14 protein-coding genes are annotated in these 15,865 nt (G+C 51.3%); 11 read left to right on the top strand and 3 right to left on the bottom strand.

Annotated elements, in window-relative coordinates:
- The first annotated feature begins 85 nt into the window (after nucleotides 1-85).
- Nucleotides 86-2,080, top strand: a complete 1,995-nt coding sequence (locus tag BN1247_RS08500) for a Rieske (2Fe-2S) protein (RefSeq protein WP_054949998.1) — start codon at nucleotides 86-88, stop codon at nucleotides 2,078-2,080.
- Between the two features lie 116 nt (nucleotides 2,081-2,196).
- On the opposite strand, the gene BN1247_RS08495 is transcribed toward BN1247_RS08500, so the two are convergent.
- Nucleotides 2,197-3,780 carry an MFS transporter gene (locus BN1247_RS08495; RefSeq protein WP_054949997.1) on the bottom strand — a complete coding sequence of 528 codons (1,584 nt, stop codon included), beginning with the start codon at nucleotides 3,778-3,780 and terminating at the stop codon, nucleotides 2,197-2,199.
- Nucleotides 3,781-4,029: 249 nt separating this feature from the next.
- Here BN1247_RS08495 and BN1247_RS08490 point away from each other — a divergent pair, with 249 nt between their 5' ends.
- The 10 genes from BN1247_RS08490 to opp4A (BN1247_RS08445) all read left to right on the top strand — a co-directional run bounded on the left by BN1247_RS08490 (nucleotide 4,030) and on the right by opp4A (BN1247_RS08445) (nucleotide 14,104).
- The gene (locus tag BN1247_RS08490) at nucleotides 4,030-4,551 is read left to right on the top strand and encodes a PadR family transcriptional regulator (RefSeq protein ID WP_054949996.1); all 522 of its coding nucleotides are present in this window, start codon (nucleotides 4,030-4,032) and stop codon (nucleotides 4,549-4,551) included.
- A gap of 589 nt (nucleotides 4,552-5,140) precedes the next feature.
- A complete protein-coding gene (locus tag BN1247_RS08485) occupies nucleotides 5,141-6,136 on the top strand; it encodes an ABC transporter ATP-binding protein (RefSeq protein WP_054949995.1) in 996 nt (331 codons plus the stop codon).
- The gene (locus BN1247_RS08480; protein WP_054949994.1) at nucleotides 6,133-7,110 is read left to right on the top strand and encodes an ABC transporter ATP-binding protein; all 978 of its coding nucleotides are present in this window, start codon (nucleotides 6,133-6,135) and stop codon (nucleotides 7,108-7,110) included. The genes BN1247_RS08485 and BN1247_RS08480 overlap by 4 nt, the downstream gene beginning before the upstream one ends.
- Nucleotides 7,111-7,209: 99 nt before the next feature.
- On the top strand, nucleotides 7,210-8,901 hold the full coding sequence (opp4A, locus tag BN1247_RS08475; protein WP_054949993.1) for an oligopeptide ABC transporter substrate-binding protein: 1,692 nt from the start codon (nucleotides 7,210-7,212) through the stop codon (nucleotides 8,899-8,901).
- Nucleotides 8,902-8,923: 22 nt separating this feature from the next.
- Complete coding sequence (gene opp4B, locus BN1247_RS08470) at nucleotides 8,924-9,889, top strand: oligopeptide ABC transporter permease (RefSeq protein ID WP_054949992.1); 966 nt, start codon at nucleotides 8,924-8,926, stop codon at nucleotides 9,887-9,889.
- Between the two features lie 15 nt (nucleotides 9,890-9,904).
- A complete protein-coding gene (gene opp4C, locus BN1247_RS08465; protein ID WP_054949991.1) occupies nucleotides 9,905-10,813 on the top strand; it encodes an oligopeptide ABC transporter permease in 909 nt (302 codons plus the stop codon).
- 574 nt (nucleotides 10,814-11,387) lie between these two features.
- Nucleotides 11,388-11,633: a hypothetical protein gene (locus BN1247_RS18170; RefSeq protein WP_054949990.1), complete on the top strand. Its 246-nt coding sequence runs from the start codon at nucleotides 11,388-11,390 to the stop codon at nucleotides 11,631-11,633.
- 57 nt (nucleotides 11,634-11,690) lie between these two features.
- Entirely contained in the window at nucleotides 11,691-12,086 is a 396-nt protein-coding gene (locus BN1247_RS18165; RefSeq protein ID WP_054949989.1) for an ABC transporter substrate-binding protein, read from the top strand.
- A complete protein-coding gene (locus tag BN1247_RS18160) occupies nucleotides 12,043-12,279 on the top strand; it encodes a hypothetical protein (protein ID WP_231633207.1) in 237 nt (78 codons plus the stop codon). The genes BN1247_RS18165 and BN1247_RS18160 overlap by 44 nt, the downstream gene beginning before the upstream one ends.
- An 82-nt stretch (nucleotides 12,280-12,361) precedes the next feature.
- Nucleotides 12,362-14,104 (top strand): oligopeptide ABC transporter substrate-binding protein, encoded by a 1,743-nt coding sequence (gene opp4A / locus BN1247_RS08445; protein ID WP_054949987.1) that lies wholly within the window; start codon nucleotides 12,362-12,364, stop codon nucleotides 14,102-14,104.
- A gap of 155 nt (nucleotides 14,105-14,259) precedes the next feature.
- Here opp4A (BN1247_RS08445) and BN1247_RS08440 read toward each other — a convergent pair whose 3' ends face one another.
- Nucleotides 14,260-14,466, bottom strand: a complete 207-nt coding sequence (locus tag BN1247_RS08440) for a PspC domain-containing protein (protein WP_054949986.1) — start codon at nucleotides 14,464-14,466, stop codon at nucleotides 14,260-14,262.
- A 191-nt stretch (nucleotides 14,467-14,657) separates the two neighbouring features.
- Complete coding sequence (dat, locus tag BN1247_RS08435; RefSeq protein WP_054949985.1) at nucleotides 14,658-15,521, bottom strand: D-amino-acid transaminase; 864 nt, start codon at nucleotides 15,519-15,521, stop codon at nucleotides 14,658-14,660.
- Between the last annotated feature and the right edge of the window lie 344 nt (nucleotides 15,522-15,865).

Genomic DNA, 15,865 nt, shown 5'->3' with positions numbered 1-15,865 from the left:
CTATAAAAAGTATTGTAAGTGTGCGGAACCTGCTGTATAATGTAGCGTGAAGGGAGATTCTTTTCAGATAAAGGAGGCGTTGTGTGTGACAAAACGACTTTATGCAGGGACAGTGGAGGAGCTTAAGCAAGATGGGCCGAAAGTGGTCACAGGGGAGAAACAGACGATTGCCGTCTTCTACGCAGACGGTACGGTTTACGCTGTAAACAACCGCTGCCCGCACATGGGCTTTCCACTACATATGGGTAGCTTGTGCGACGGGTTGTTGACGTGTCATTGGCACCACGCGCGCTTTGACATCGCCAGCGGCGGGACGCTCGACCCGTGGGCGGACGATGTCGCCACGTATGCCGTGACGGTGCAGGGCGGCGACGTATGGGTCGATCCGACACCGCGGCAAGGGGCCGCCGTCTCCCGCTATCGGCAGCGTTTGCGCGAAGGGCTGGAACAAAACCTTAGTCTCGTCATCGCGAAAGCGGTCGTCGGGTTGATCGAAGCGGGCGAGCCGCCAGAGGCGATCGCACAGATCGGCATCGACTACGGGACGACGTACCGCAAACATGGCTGGCGCTCGGGGTTGACGATCTTAACGGCAATGGTGAATGTTCTGCCGAAATTAGATAAAATGGGGCGCATTCTCGCGTTGTTTCACGGGCTCGTGCACGTGGCGCGCGAAAGTGTCGGGGGGACGCGCTTTTTGCTAGAACCGCTGCCGAACGACGACATCTCACTCGAACGGCTCGCTAGGTGGTATCGCCGTTTGATCGAAGTGCGTGACACGGATGGTGCCGAACGAGTATTGCTAACAGCGATTCGCTGCGGTGCGACGACGGAACAGTTAGCGGATATGATGATGGCTGCCGTGACAGACCATTTTTACATGGATGGCGGGCACGCGTTAGATTTTCACAATAAAGCGTTTGAAATACTTGCGCACGTCGACAGCGACCGCCGCGCGCGCGTATTGACGTCGCTCGTGCCCGAGCTCAGCAGTGCGTCGCGCAGCGAGGAGATGCACAATTGGCAGGCGCCAGTCGACTTAGTACAACCGCTGGAGCGAGCTTTTGCCCGTTTGCCGGACGTCGCCGACTTGACGGCTGTTACGGGTGCGACTACCACAGGTACGGGGGCGACCGCTACAGGTACGACTGTTACGGATGCGGCTGCTATCGACACTCCGATGAGGCTTACATCTGCTCACGCAATGGATATGGAGGCAGAGGAAGCGCTCGTGGACCAGATCCTTAGCGACGATCCGGAAAAGACGATCGAAGAGCTATTAACGGCGCTTGAGGGAGGGATGTCGCCGGTTCGCCTCGCGCAATTGGTGGCGCTAGCTGCAGCGGAGCGGATTGCCCGCTTCAATGTACAGAACGATTTTAACGATTGGGATACGGTGTTGCACACGTTTACGCACGCGCACGCCGTCCACGAAAGTTTGCTCCGCTCGGTATCACTAGAGACAGTGCGCGGCGTCTTTCACGCGGCGATGACCGTTTACTTAGACCGATTCTTGAACGTGCCTCCAGCGCGCCTGCCGCAAGCGTTTACGAGCAAGTATGTCGAAACGTCCGCTGCGTCAACTGAGTCCGCCGCATCAGCTACACCTGCTTCTCCCGCTCCCTCGTCTACCTCGCTCGCTACGTCTAAAGCGCCAGCATCACCTATTTCGGCGTCCACCTCAACTGCGTCGACGACATCCACCCGCGCGACCGTTCCGGCGCCGGAACGGTTGCTCGAGTTGTTAGACAAGCAGCAACAGGTGAGCGAGGCGGCTGAATGGGTCGCGCACTACTTAGTCGAGGGCGGAGACAAAGCAGCGCTATTCAATGTCCTCGGGCATGCGCTACTGCGCGAAGACGCTGCGTTTCACACCTTTCAAATGTTCGAAGCGGCTGTCGTCGAACACGATCGGTGGGCGTCCGAACAGTCCGCCCTCGCCGAACATGCCCAGTGCACGCTCATCGTCGCCGCGACGCGTTACATTGCTGCCCACGCGCCGACAGCGCGCGATTTGCCCCATACGGCGAGCATCGCCTGGCGACTGAGCCGCGGGGAAAAGCTGTTTGCAGAGGAATAATTGTGTGCCGTCGAGCAGCTAATGAAAGGCTCATTTCCCAGCTTCATGACGACGCGCGACATAGAGACATACGGCACCTCGTCACACGTGATCCGCATGATCGTGTGACGAGGTGTTCATGTGACACGCGGCGTCGTTGTCCGTTCCGCCAACTGTCCACCCTGCTTTTTTCGCACGCGGGCGAGAATACCGATCGTTACAAAGGCGAGGATGCTAATTGTGAGCGCGGCGTAAAACAAGCCGTTAAACCCTTGTCGTACCGCGGTGTCAATCGCGCCTTCGAGCACTGCTTTAACGTGCGGGTCGGGGATTTTTTCTAACAACTGCGTCAGCGATTGAAAATCGTTCGCGCCGCTTAACTGTTCCAGCAGTTGCGGGGGAACTGGCCGGCGACCATTAGCTGACAGTTGTTCGCGCACAGTCGTACCAATGCCGACAAAGGAGCGGGCGAGGAAGCCGGCGTAAAACGTCGGGGCGATGGCCATCCCGATTTGTCGCGCCAACGATAGCGTCGCCAGCGCAATCCCTTTATCCCGTTCCGTTCGCTCCGTGGCGAGCACGTTAAGCGGCGCCCCGAGCATCGCCCCGAAGCCGAGCCCGACAAAACAGCTGGCGACGACCATTTGCCACGGTGCTTCCACCCAGAGCGGGAACAGGGCAAAGCCGATCACGGCAGAAGAAGCGGCTGCTGTCAGTGAGGCGATCGGGCCTTTCCAGTCGATGATGTGACCGCCACCGGCTGCACCGACACCGGCGGCCAGGGCAAGTGGCGTAAACCAAAATCCAGACATCGCTGCATCGACGTGCAAAAACTGTTCGACGTACCCCGGAATAAAGATGACCGCCCCGAGAATGGCGCCGGAGAACAGTCCCAGTAGAAGCGTCAAGCGAAAAGCGGTACCGCGCAGCATATCCGTCGGTAAAATCGGGTCGATCGCGCGCCGCGCTGCCCGCTTGTCGTAGCGCCACAGGGCGACGAACAGCAGTACCCCGGAGCCGAGCCACGCGAGGGACGAAGGGGCGAGTAAACTGTTGCTGACGTGGCCGCCGTCTAACGTCGTCACACCGTACATAAAGGAAAAAATCGCCCCCGTCAAGATGACGATGCCAATCCAGTCGGTTCGCGTCGCCACTTGTTCCCGCCCTTCTTGCAAATGCTTCGTCCCCAAAGCGAACAAAATGGCGGCAATCGGCAAATTAATGAGGAATAGCCAATGCCAGCTGCCGGTAAGACTCAATATAAGCGCACCGATATTCGGCCCGAGCACCGAGGCGATCCCGTGCATCCCGCCAATCATCCCGAGTGCACGCCCTTGCCGCTCCTTCGGAAACGTACTTAACACGTAAGAACTAGCGATAATAAAAATACCGCCCCCGCCGAGCGATTGAATAAAGCGAGCAGCGAGAAAGGAGACGAAGTTCGGACTGAGTGCCACGAGGAGCGAGCCAAATCCGAACAGACCAATTTCAATGAGAAACAACCGTTTGCGGCCGTAGCGGTCAGAGAACTTGCCGACAATGGGCACGCTGATCGCCATTCCGAGCGTATATAGTGTCATCGTCCACGTCCCCCACGTCGGCGTTACGCCGAAAGCGTGGGTCAACGTCGTCAATGCAGACGTCATAATTCCATTGTCCAACGCGGCCATAAACACGCCAATCGCGAAAATAAGTAACGGCCATTTGACATCTTTATTCATCGTTTCCCAGAACCTTTCCCAGCGGATTTTCCTATACGCTTGTCTGTCAGTGCGAAATGTCATATATAATAAATAGTGTCGTGCATAGTCATATGTGACTACTGCACTGTCATTATTTTAGCAACAGCTTTTTCCGATAGTCAAGGATGACTATTGTCGACTATTAGGAAACCTCTTTTTATTATTTCCAACAGAGCTAGGCGATTCATCGCGATTGCCAACATTATTGACGACTGAAGGGGTAAGTAAATGGACGAACGCGTATTGCTAATATTAGGTTTATTAATGAATCAAAGCCAGCACGGCTATCAAATCAACGATTTTATTGAAAAAAACCTCGGCCGCGTGTCCGGCATGAAGAAGGCGACGGCATATGCGTTGTTGAAACGACTACACAAGTCGGGGCACGTCGACGTGACCGTCGAAAAAGGCGACAACCGGCTACAGCGACACGTTTATTCAATTACGGAAAAGGGGAAAAAGGCGTTTTTTGAGCTGTTGCGCGACGGTTTGGCTCACGTCGAAGCGACGACGCCTTCAGGCGACATCGGGCTACTTTTTTGCGACCACTTGCCGCGCGAAGAAGTGATTCACTATTTGACGCAGCGGCGCGATTACTTGACAGAGCTAATCGAAAAATATGAGCGGGCACCGCGGCACAGCTTCGGTATGGGGGTCGCGTTAACGGTAAGTCATCGCATCACGCTCTTTAAAGCGGACCGCGACTGGTTGGATGAGACGATTGCGCGACTCGCAAACGAGAACAGGTGATATTTTTGTTAGCTTGGTAATTTTTCCAAGGGACATCATATCTTTATGACTGCGTAAATGGCTATCGTTTCCTGCGCAACCGCGAGCCCGTCATCACCGCTCAGTTAGGACGCGCAACCGAAGCTACAGCAGGAAGTGCGATCCGTGGGCGCACGGTGCATTTTTGCTACTTGCGCCTTCTGTGTCCGTTCCCTATGGACACTCCCTGCTCATCCGGTACCGCTGACAGACCGCTACAAACCGTGTCCAAGCACGATTTAAAAGTTATAAATACGACATTAAAAATAATAAATATGCACGCGGGCAATCATCTGATAGAAAATTTTTAAAAGTAGCCAGCGGCACTTTTTTTGTCTATAATGTGGAGAAAGCGGTATCATTACATATACAGTTTGCGTTTTACGGCTGCTTGCGAGTGAGAAATCGGGGGCACAATTGACGAGATAAGAAGCTAAAATCTTTTATTGAGAGGCTATTAATCGGATCGTTAAACGCTATTATTAAAAAATTCGCCGCTTGTTTAAGTTGTTGGCAGCATGCTATACTAAGACAAAGTTTCAAGAAATTCATAACAAAAAGAGGCAATGATATGGCGGAAAACAACCTTCTCGAAATTACAAATCTATCGACCGGGTTTCATATCGACGGAAAATTTTACAACGCCATTGAAGGTATTAATCTTTCCGTGAAAGAAAAAGAAGTTGTTTGTATCGTCGGCGAATCCGGTTGTGGTAAAAGTGTGCTCTCGTTGTCGATCATGCATTTGTTGCCGAAACATAACGGCGAGATTTCCGGGGGCGATATCGTCTTTGACGGACACGAACTGTCCAAGTTGTCCGAGGCGGAAATGAACAAACTGCGCGGCAAAGATCTCGCGATGATCTTCCAAGAGCCGATGACTGCGTTAAACCCAGTGTTTACGATCGGTTCACAATTGCAAGAAGCGCTCTTTAACCATACGGACATGTCGAAAGAGAGCGCGCGCGAACGGTGCGTCGAACTGCTCAAAAACGTCGGTATTTCTCGTCCGGAACGCATAATGGACGAGTATCCACACCAATTGTCCGGCGGGATGCGGCAACGGGTCATGATCGCGATGGCGATTGCACTGCACCCGAAACTACTCATCGCCGACGAGCCGACGACGGCGGTAGACGTGACGGTGCAAGCGCAAATTTTAGAATTGCTAAAAGAAATTCAGGAACAGGAGAAGATGGCGATCCTGTTCATCACGCACGACCTAGGCGTCGTCGCTGAAATTGCTGACCGCGTCGTCGTCATGTACGCGGGGCAAATCGTGGAAGAGGGCAGCGTCGACAAAATTTTTTACGACGCCCAGCACCCGTACACGAAGGCGTTACTTTCGTCCATTCCGCGGCTCGACGAAGAGAAAGAAGAGTTGAACACGATTAAAGGGATCGTTCCGCCGCTGACGAAACTGTCCCATACGAGTTGCCGTTTTGCCGATCGTTGTCCGGTACGGATGGACAAATGTATGACGGAACAGCCGGAACTCGTCGAAATAAGTCCGGGTCACCGTTCGCGGTGCCTATTAAATTATCCTGCCGGTAAAGTTGAGGTGTGACCGTGGCTGCTAACGAAAATTTACTCGAAGTCAAGGAATTGAAGGTGTACTATCCGATCCGCGGCGGTTTTTTTCGCCGCAAAATAGGTGACGTGAAAGCTGTCGACAACGTGTCTTTCTCGCTGAAAAAGGGAGAAACGTTCGGACTCGTCGGGGAATCCGGGTGCGGCAAATCGACGACCGGACGCACCGTCGTCCGCCTCAACGACGCGACGAGCGGGAAAATAATTTTTGACGGCACTGACATTACGAATGTGAAAGGCTCTCAGCTACAAAAACTGCGCGCCGATTTTCAACTTGTCTTCCAAGACCCTTATGCGTCACTCAATCCCAAAATGATGGTCGGCCATCTCATCGACGAACCGCTGCGCAATTACGGTGACAAGTCGCATAAAACGCACAAAGAAGTCGTGCTCGACCTGTTAGAGAAGGTCGGATTGCCCGCGGAATCGTACTACAAATACCCGCACGAATTTTCTGGGGGACAGCGGCAGCGCATCGGCATCGCCCGCGCACTCGCATTGAAGCCGAAACTCATTATTGCGGACGAGCCCGTGTCAGCGCTCGACGTGTCGATTCAATCGCAAGTGTTAAACTTGCTGAAAGGACTACAAAAAGAATTCGGGTTGACGTATTTGTTCATCGCGCACGACTTGAGCGTCGTGAAGCACATGAGCGACCGCATCGGCGTCATGTACCTCGGGAAACTCGTCGAAATCGCCGATAAGGCATCGTTGTACGAAAAGCCACTCCATCCGTACACGCAGGCGCTGACGTCGGCGATCCCGATTCCCGATCCGCGCTTCAAGCGTGAACGGATCGTGCTCGAAGGTGACGTGCCGAGTCCGATCAACCCGCCGAGCGGCTGCGTCTTCCATACGCGTTGTTCGCACGCGATGCCGGAATGCAAGGTGAAAATTCCGACCTTGAAGGAGGTGAGAGCGGGTCATAACGTGGCCTGTCATCTGTATTAGAGGGAACCATAAAAAAAACAAAAGAGAGATAGGATTGGAAAGGAAGAGAAACCACCAGTGACATCACGAAAAACACCTAAGAGAACGCACAAATCATTCATGCTCTTGCTGACACTCGTCTTGTCCCTTTCGATGGTGCTCGCCGCTTGCGGCGGTAACGACGCCGGTGACAAGGGTGGTAAGGCCGGTGACAAAAAAGCAGCTAAGGATGGCGGCACCGTCACGTACGCTGTCGACAACAAGTTCGAAGGGCTGTTCGAGCGCGGTCTGTACGGGAGTGGTACGGACTCAGAAATTCTCGACTTTACGATGGACGGTCTCGTCAATACTGACGAAAACTTGAACTATATCCCGCACATCGCCGAGTGGGACACGAAAGACAACAAAGTGTACACCTTCAAGTTTAAGAAAGGTGTTAAATGGCATAACGGCGAGGAGTTGACCGTCGAAGACTGGAAGTACGCGCTAGAAGTGATCGCCCACAAAGATTACGATGGTCCGCGTTACGTCAACGTGGAAACTATTGCCGGCGCGAAAGATTACCACAAAGGAAAAGCGAAGAAGATCTCCGGGATTAAAGTGATTAACGATTACGAGATCGAAATTACGTTCGACAAAGCGCGCGTCAACAACTTGGAAAACTTGTGGACTTACCCGATGCCGCGCAAACATTACGAAGGCATCGCCGTGAAAGATTTGTCCAAATCGAAGCAAGTGCGCAAAGAACCGATTGGCCTCGGGCCGTTTAAAGTGAAAAAAATCGTCCAAGGTGAGTACGTCGAGCTGGAGCGGTTTGACGATTACTGGCAAGGGAAGCCGAAGCTGGACAAAGTGATCGTGAAAGTCATCGACCCGTCGCTCGCTGTCGGTTCCTTGAAAAACGGCGAAGTGGATATTATGAAAATCCGTCCCGACAACATTGAAGAGTTGAAAGGCGTCGACCAAATCGAGATTAAAGAAGGACCGTCACTCAGTTACTCGTACGTCGCCTTTAAACTTGGTCACTGGGACAAAGACGCCGGCCACGCGGTCATGGACAATCCGAAATTCCAAAACAAAAACCTGCGCCAAGCGATGTTTTACGCCTTGGATCGCCAGTCGATCATCGACGCCTACTTAGCTGGCAAGGCGAAAGTCATCAACAAGCCGATTCCAGCCGTGCACTGGATTGCAGCTGATGAAAAGGAACTGACACAGTACAATTACGATCCAGAAAAGGCGAAGAAACTTCTCGCAGAAGCCGGTTATAAAGATATCGACGGCGACGGTTTCGTCGAAGATCCGGAAGGGAAGAAGTTCAAAATTAACTTCGATCACTACGCCGGTCCGAATACGTTCGAAGGTCGCGCGAACGCGATGATCCAAAACTGGCGCGACGTCGGCCTTGACGTGAAACTAAACGGCGGCTTGAAAGAATTTAACTTGTACAACGAGCTGAACGACAAGGACGATCCGTCAATCGAAGTGTTCTTCGGCTCTTGGGCGACCGGTAGCGATCCCGACCCGAGTGGCTTGTGGGCAAGCGACGCTTTCTGGAACAAACCTCGTTGGGTAAACGAAGAATCGGACAACTTGCTGCAAGAAGGCTTGAGCGAGAAGTCCTTCGATAAAGAGTACCGCAAAGACGTGTACGTCAAGTGGCAACAATTAATGAACGAAGAACTGCCGGCCCTGCCTCTATGGGAAAACATCGAGCTCGCTGCCGCGAACAAACGGCTGCAAAACGTTAAGATGGATCCGGGCGGTGTGCGTGTCGACGTGTACAAATGGGCTGTGACAGACGGAAAATAACGAATGCTAAGGGGGACTGCGCGTGCTGACCTATTCGCTCCGCAGATTACTCGGAATGATCCCCATCCTTATCATTCTCTCCATCGTGGTGTTTTCCCTGGCAAAATTAATGCCAGGGGACGCCCTCGGTGGCGAGATTGACCCGACAAATACGAATCCGGAATACATCGCAGAAATGCGGGAAAAACTCGGCTACAACGATCCGATTCACATCCAGTATTTACGTTGGGCGAAAGGTGTGTTGAACGGGGACTTCGGAAATTCTTTTGTGTATAAAGTACCGGTGACTGAATTAATCGCTGAACGGTTGCCGAATACGCTGTTTTTGGCGGTTATATCGCTAATCATTAGTTATATTTTAGCTTTTGCGATGGGGATGTACTCCGGTCGCAAGCCGTACACGTTAGGAGACAATCTCGTTTCGGTGTACAACTACGTCGGCTTGGCGATCCCATCCTTCGTCGCTGCGATCGTCGCGATTTACTTTTTCTCCTTTAAGCTCGGCTGGTTCCCGTCGAGTGGTTCGGTGGCGATCGGTCTGGACGAGGGGACACTCGACTACTGGTTGAGCCGCTTCTATCACGTCTTATTGCCCTCTTTCGTGTTAGGGATGTTGTCGACGGCTTCGTACACGCAATACTTGCGTAACGACATTGTCGAGAACAGCGGGAAAGACTACGTCCGTACGGCTCGGGCGAAAGGGACGAAAGAGTCGACGATCTACAATAAGCACATTTTGCGCAACTCGGTCATCCCGCTCATTACGTTTATCGGTTTTGACATTGCAGCATTAGTAGGTGGCGCAGTCATTACGGAAACGATCTTTACCTACCCGGGAATTGGCCAACTCTTCTTAGATTCCATTACGCGGCGCGACTACGCTGTCGTTATGGCTGTGACCTTATTTTTGTCGTTCTTTACGTTACTCGGGAACTTAATTGCGGACATTTTGTACGGCTTGGTCGATCCGCGGATTCGCTATGACTAAAGGAGGGGAAAGGAAATGAAAACAGCGGTTGAACCATCGAGTGAATTAGTGAACGCAAAGCAAAAAAGTCTTTCCCCTTGGGCGATCGCGCGGCGCAAGTTTTTGCAAGACCGTCTGGCTGTCGTGGCCGCGTGTTTCTTGTTGTTCGTCATGCTGTGTGCGTTTATCGCACCGTTCGTCTTGCCGACCGATTTGAGTCGCGTCGACGTGAGCAAGATAAGTCTGAGCCCGTCGGAGGAACATTGGCTAGGCACAGATAAGAACGGGCGCGACGTGTTTACGCGTTTATTTTACGGGGGAAGAGTTTCACTGATTGTCGGTCTCGGCGGTACACTGCTCGCCACGTTAATCGGCACGCTAATCGGTTCACTCGCCGGTTATTTTGGCGGCATCGTCGACCGCTTCTTAATGCGTGTCACCGATTTTGTACTCGTGTTGCCGTTTTTGATCTTTGTGATCGTGTTAAATACGATTTTAATGGGGAAAGTGTCTGGCGTGTGGGTACTCATACTCGTGTTTGGCTTTATGTCGTGGGGGGGTCTGGCGCGGATCGTGCGCAGTAAAATACTGTCGGAAAAAGAGAATGAGTATATTATGAGTGCCACGTCGATCGGCTGTACGCCGGGACAAGTGATCGTGAAGCACTTGCTGCCCAACGTGTTATCGGTCATCATCGTGCACGCGACATTGCAGTTTGCCACGATGATAGTCGCCGAAACGGGCTTAAGTTTCCTCGGGTTCGGCGTGCCGCCGGAAATACCGAGCTGGGGGAACATGCTCCACGAAGCGCGTGAATCAGACGTGCTACAAAACAAGCTTTGGATGTGGGTGCCACCGGCAGTGGCGATTACGTTAACGATTTTGTCGATCCGCTTCGTCGGTGAAGGGTTAAAAGACGCCCTCAATCCGAAATCGACGCGTTAAGGGGTAGAAAATGCCTATTTAAACGGCATTTTCTACTGTGTCTCCAATGAATGCGCTAACATTATTGGTGTTTGGCGTTTTATTGTCTGCGATTGGTGTCATATTCTACCACGTAGCCAATAAGTTAATTTAGTAAGACAGACGCCTTTGATTAGGAAAATTTAATATGGGATAGTCAAAGCTTCTAAAATAGGTTATGATGCTATATAACAGTTACAAATCGTTCGCGGCATGCAACGATTTGTAACGCCTACCGTGCTACCGTCGCGAAAGAGAAGGACGTAGCACTTAAAAATACAGAAAACTATAAATAGGCATAAGCGGCATAACCGAGGAAGAATGCACGCGACAATGCGAAGCAGCGGTACATACCCAAATCGCAAAATGATTACAGCTATCATTGTAAAAATGTTGCGAGGGATAAACGCAGTCGTTACCGCAGTATCGTTTCTCGGGAATTTTTGCAATGGAATGTTAATTGCCTATTGAGGAGGTGAGGTTTACCGGAAGGCGAACGTTTGCTACAGTTTGGCGGCATGTGCTTTTGCGGAGTGTAATCAGGCGGGGATTTTAGGTGAAAGCGAAAAGGTCATTCATACTGTTGCTCGCCTTTGTCTTGACGTTCTCCTTGTTCCTTGCAGCTTGCGGTGAGAAAGACGCTCGCGGCGATCAAGGAAAACAAGGTGAGACGAAGGGCAGCGAAGCAAAAGGTGGCACGAAAGACAGCGGCAAAGACGACAAGGGGACGACAGACGACGCGGCCGAAGGTGGGACGTTAGTCACCGCTGTCGACAACAAGTTCGAAAGATTGTTCGAGTAAGCTTTTTCCGGCTCGGCGACCGACGCTGAGGTCATCGACATTATTAACGAAAATTTGTTGAGAGTTGACGACGAACTAAAATATCAGCCGCACATTGCCGAGTGGGAGACGAAAGACAACAAAGTGTACACGTTCAAGTTCAAAAAAGGCGTCAAATGGCACAACGGAGAGGAGTTAACCGTCGAAGACTGGAAGTACGCCCTTGAAGTGATCGCGCACAAAGATTACGATGGCTCGCGGTTCAAAAACGTGGAAAAGATCGAAGGCGTGCCCTCTTATCACAAAGGGAAAGCGAAAGTGATCAACACGCCGATTCCGTCGAACCACTGGGTCTCCGCGGATGAAAAGGAACTGACGCAGTACACGTACGATCCGGAAGAGCACTGCTTTCTGGAATCGCGGACGCTGGGTGAACGAAAAATCGGAACAATTGTTGGAAGATGCGTTAAGTGAAAAAGCGTTTGACCAAGACTACCGCATCAAAACGTATGTCGAATGGCAAAAGCTGTTTAACGAGGAGCTGCCAGCATTGCCCGTATGGGAAAACATCGGTATAATGGCCAAGAATAAGCGCGTCGGCGGGTTGCACATCGGGCTCGGCTCTGACGTCGAGAAGCACAAATGGCACCTTACCGACGGCAAGTAACGCAACGTTTTATGGCCGGAAGTATGCACTTCTACGGCTTTATCAACTTTTGTTACAGACAATAAGGGAGGTACCGATTGTAATGAAGCTGAAAAAATCATTCATGATTTTACTGACGATCATTTTAGCGTTCTCCATGGTTCTCGCTGCTTGTGGTCAGAATGACGCTGGGAAGGCGGACAACAAGAGCGGGAATACCGACAGCAAAGACGGCGATAAGAAAGCAGCAGAGCCGAAAGAAGGCGGTACGCTCGTTGCGGGACTGCAGAGCGATTCTGGATTTGAAGGGCTGCTGGAACGCGGTTTTTACAGTGGGAGTCCCGACGATTACATCTTAAATTTTATGATGGACAATTTGTTTAAGTACGACGATGAATTGAAGGTCCAACCGCATATCGCAGAGTGGGACACGAAAGACAATCAAACGTACACCTTCAAGTTTAAAGAAGGCGTGAAGTGGCACAACGGCGAGGAGCTGACGGTTGAAGACTGGAAGTATGCCCTCGAAGTGATCGCCCATAAAGATTACGAAGGCCCGCGCTATACGAACGTAGAGACGATTAAAGGCGCTGAAGAGTACAAAAAAGGGAAAGCGAAAGAGATTTCCGGGATTAAAGTGATCAACGACTACGAGATCGAAATTACGTTTATCGAACCGCGCGTCAACCATATCGAAAATATTTGGTCTTACCCGATGCCGCGCAAACATTACGAAGGCATCGCGGTGAAAGATTTGAGCAAATCTCCGAAAGTCCGTAAAGAGCCAATCGGACTTGGCCCGTTCAAAGTGAAAAAAGTACAAGGGAACGAATACGTCGAAATGGAACGGTTCGACGACTACTGGCAAGGGAAACCGAAGTTGGATAAGCTGATCGTTAAAGTCGTCGATCCTTCATTGGTGGCTGGTGCATTAAAAAATGGCGAAATCGACTATATGGATGTTGCTCCCTTCCAGCTGGAAGAGTTGTCAAAACTGGACAATATCGAAGTACATGACGTGCCTGATGTGAGCTACTGGTTTGTCGGCTTCAAATTCGGTCATTGGGACAAAAAAGAAGGCAAGGCTGTGATGGACAACAAAAAGTTCCAAAACAAAGACTTGCGCAAAGCGATGTTGTACGCGATCGATCGCGAAGCGTTGATCAAAGCGTACTTGTTTGATAAAGCGAAAGTGTTGAACACGGTCATTCCGTCAAACCACTGGATCGCTGCAGATCCGTCTGAACTGGAAGATTACAAATACGATCCGGAAAAGGCGAAAGAACTGCTGGCGAAAGCGGGCTATAAAGACGTGAACGGCGACGGGTTCGTCGAAGATCCGGACGGCAAAGAGTTCAAAATTTCGTTCAGTGCGCACGCCAAAGATTCGACGTATGAAGGACGTGCCCAACAACTGCTACAGAACTGGAAAGACGTCGGCTTGAATGTCGAGTTGAACAGTGGAAAACTGCTCGATTTCGACCTTATGGGCGAAATGAAAGATAAGGACGACCCGTCGATCGAACTTTACCTTGCCGGCTGGCAAACCGGCGCAGATCCCGATCCGACCGGTTTGTGGGCGAGCAATGCGTTTTGGAACCATCCGCGCTGGGTGAACGAAGAGTCGGACACATTGCTGAAAGAAGCTTTAGGTAAGAAAGCGATGGAAGACGAGAACTACCGTAAAGATACGTACGTGAAGTGGCAAAAACTGATGAACGAAGAACTCCCCGTATTGCCACTGTGGGAGCCAGTTGACCTTCTGGCTATGAACAAACGGGTTCACGGGCCGCACATCGGACTCGGTACCGACACGAAACTGCACGAATGGTTCGTCAGTGAATAAGAAACAAATGTCGTATGGTCTTTGTTCCATTAGTTAACATACGGTAGCGTCACACGGCGAAGGCGGGGCTATTGCCCCGCCTACTTTACGGTGCGTCACGTAGCCTTCGACGTATGGCACCGTACCTCATTAAGGTAGATTGACCTTCTTTCAGCTTAGTATCGATCATCGTCATACCGGTCGTCCGAAGGCATTAAAATGAATAAAACAAAATACATTAGCACACCCGTTCCGAAAAATAACGCCGCAATTAACCAAACAATGCGTACGAGTGCCGCGTCGAGTCCGAAGTATTCGGCGATACCGCCACACACCCCAAACATCCAGCGGTCGTAAGAAGATTTACAAAGCCTTCGCCTCATCGATCACCCCTCCGAACAGATAAATAAGAATCGCTTGCGGTTCAATTTGAGCTATCTGTGTTTGATCCTGCGCTTGATCCATTAACATTAGAAACTGTCGCACTACGTTGCTGACTATCGCACGGACGTCGCTGACTGGCGAAAATCGTGGCTGTCGACCGTATTAATGACGTGTTGACGCGTTGCGAGGCTTATTTTACGCCTTGGTCAATCAGTTCTGCAAACGCTTGTTGCAACCGCCGCGTCACTGGCCCCGGGCTACCGTTACCGATCGGTCGTGCATCGATCTCGATGACGGGAGATATTTCTACTGTCGTCCCCGTAATGAACACTTCGTCTGCCGCCAGTAGTTCACGTAGTGTAAACGGCGCTTCGCTCACGTGCAAATTGAGCTGTTCCGCACATTGACGCACAGTCGCGCGTGTAATGCCGTGTAAAATGAGGTGGTTTGCCGGGTGCGTACGGAGCATGCCGTCCGTTACGATAAAGACGTTCGTCGAACTGCCCTCAGTGACGACTTCATCCCGATGTAAGATCGCTTCTTGGCAACCGCGCTCAACCGCTTCTTGTTTCGCTAACGCACTCCCCAATAAATTTAAACTCTTAATGTCACAGCGCAACCAGCGGATGTCAGGCGCGGTGATCGCCTTAATCCCGTTTGCCATCGCGGTGTGTGGCCGCTCGGCGGGGATGAAGTAGCCGATGAGCTTCGGTTGCGGATTTTTCGGGAATTGGTGGGTACGCGGCGCGACTCCGCGCGTAATTTGTACGTACACGTTTCCGGTGGCGTTAGTTACTCCTGTTGATGACGATCCCGCCTGTGCAATTAACTCTGTTACTTTTCCTTCCAGCTTCTCAGCTGATAGCGGTAACGGTAGTTTAATTTCGCGGGCGCTCCGGACGAGGCGTTCGATATGTTCGCCGAGCAAAAACGGCTGACCGTCGTACACGCGTATCACTTCGTAAATGCCATCGCCAAATTGGTAGCCGCGGTCTTCGGGATCGATCTGGACGTCTTCCCGCTGTTTGAACTGATCGTTTTCTAATACGAGCATGTGATCTTCTCCTCTTGTGCCATCTTCTCTATACAAGTATATTGGTAGATCACCTTTTTTTGAAGTCAATTTATCTTTTTGAATTCGCCCATTTCCAATTCCCCCCAGTTTGATGGGTCGATTCCTTTTTAAAAAAGGAGCCATTTGACTAAAGACAAAATCGATTTTGGGATCGAGCAAATCGCTCACAGCAACCACCATCTTTCGCAGGCGAAACTTTCTTTATATTAATTATATCACAGACAATAGGGGACATACAGCGTATGGAAAACGATGACGATTGAACGATCGACTTCCGGACTGCTATAATGGTGGTTGCGCATCGTAAAGTCGCGCGAACGCCA

The sequence above is a fragment of the Numidum massiliense genome (assembly GCF_001375555.1).
Classification (GTDB): Bacteria; Bacillota; Bacilli; order Thermoactinomycetales; family Novibacillaceae; genus Numidum; species Numidum massiliense.
The sequence above is the reverse complement of the archived record's forward strand: the minus strand, read 5'-3'. Positions and strand labels throughout refer to the sequence as shown.

What these genes read in the sequence shown, in the direction of transcription:
- opp4C (WP_054949991.1), top strand. Translation starts at nt 9,905, where the DNA reads ATGAAAACAGCGGTTGAACCATCGAGTGAATTAGTGAACGCAAAGCAA.
- opp4A (WP_054949993.1), top strand. Translation starts at nt 7,210, where the DNA reads ATGCTCTTGCTGACACTCGTCTTGTCCCTTTCGATGGTGCTCGCCGCT.
- BN1247_RS08490 (WP_054949996.1), top strand. Translation starts at nt 4,030, where the DNA reads ATGGACGAACGCGTATTGCTAATATTAGGTTTATTAATGAATCAAAGC.
- BN1247_RS08485 (WP_054949995.1), top strand. Translation starts at nt 5,141, where the DNA reads ATGGCGGAAAACAACCTTCTCGAAATTACAAATCTATCGACCGGGTTT.
- opp4A (WP_054949987.1), top strand. Translation starts at nt 12,362, where the DNA reads ATGAAGCTGAAAAAATCATTCATGATTTTACTGACGATCATTTTAGCG.
- BN1247_RS08495 (WP_054949997.1), bottom strand. Translation starts at nt 3,780, where the DNA reads ATGAATAAAGATGTCAAATGGCCGTTACTTATTTTCGCGATTGGCGTG.
- BN1247_RS08440 (WP_054949986.1), bottom strand. Translation starts at nt 14,466, where the DNA reads ATGAGGCGAAGGCTTTGTAAATCTTCTTACGACCGCTGGATGTTTGGG.
- dat (WP_054949985.1), bottom strand. Translation starts at nt 15,521, where the DNA reads ATGCTCGTATTAGAAAACGATCAGTTCAAACAGCGGGAAGACGTCCAG.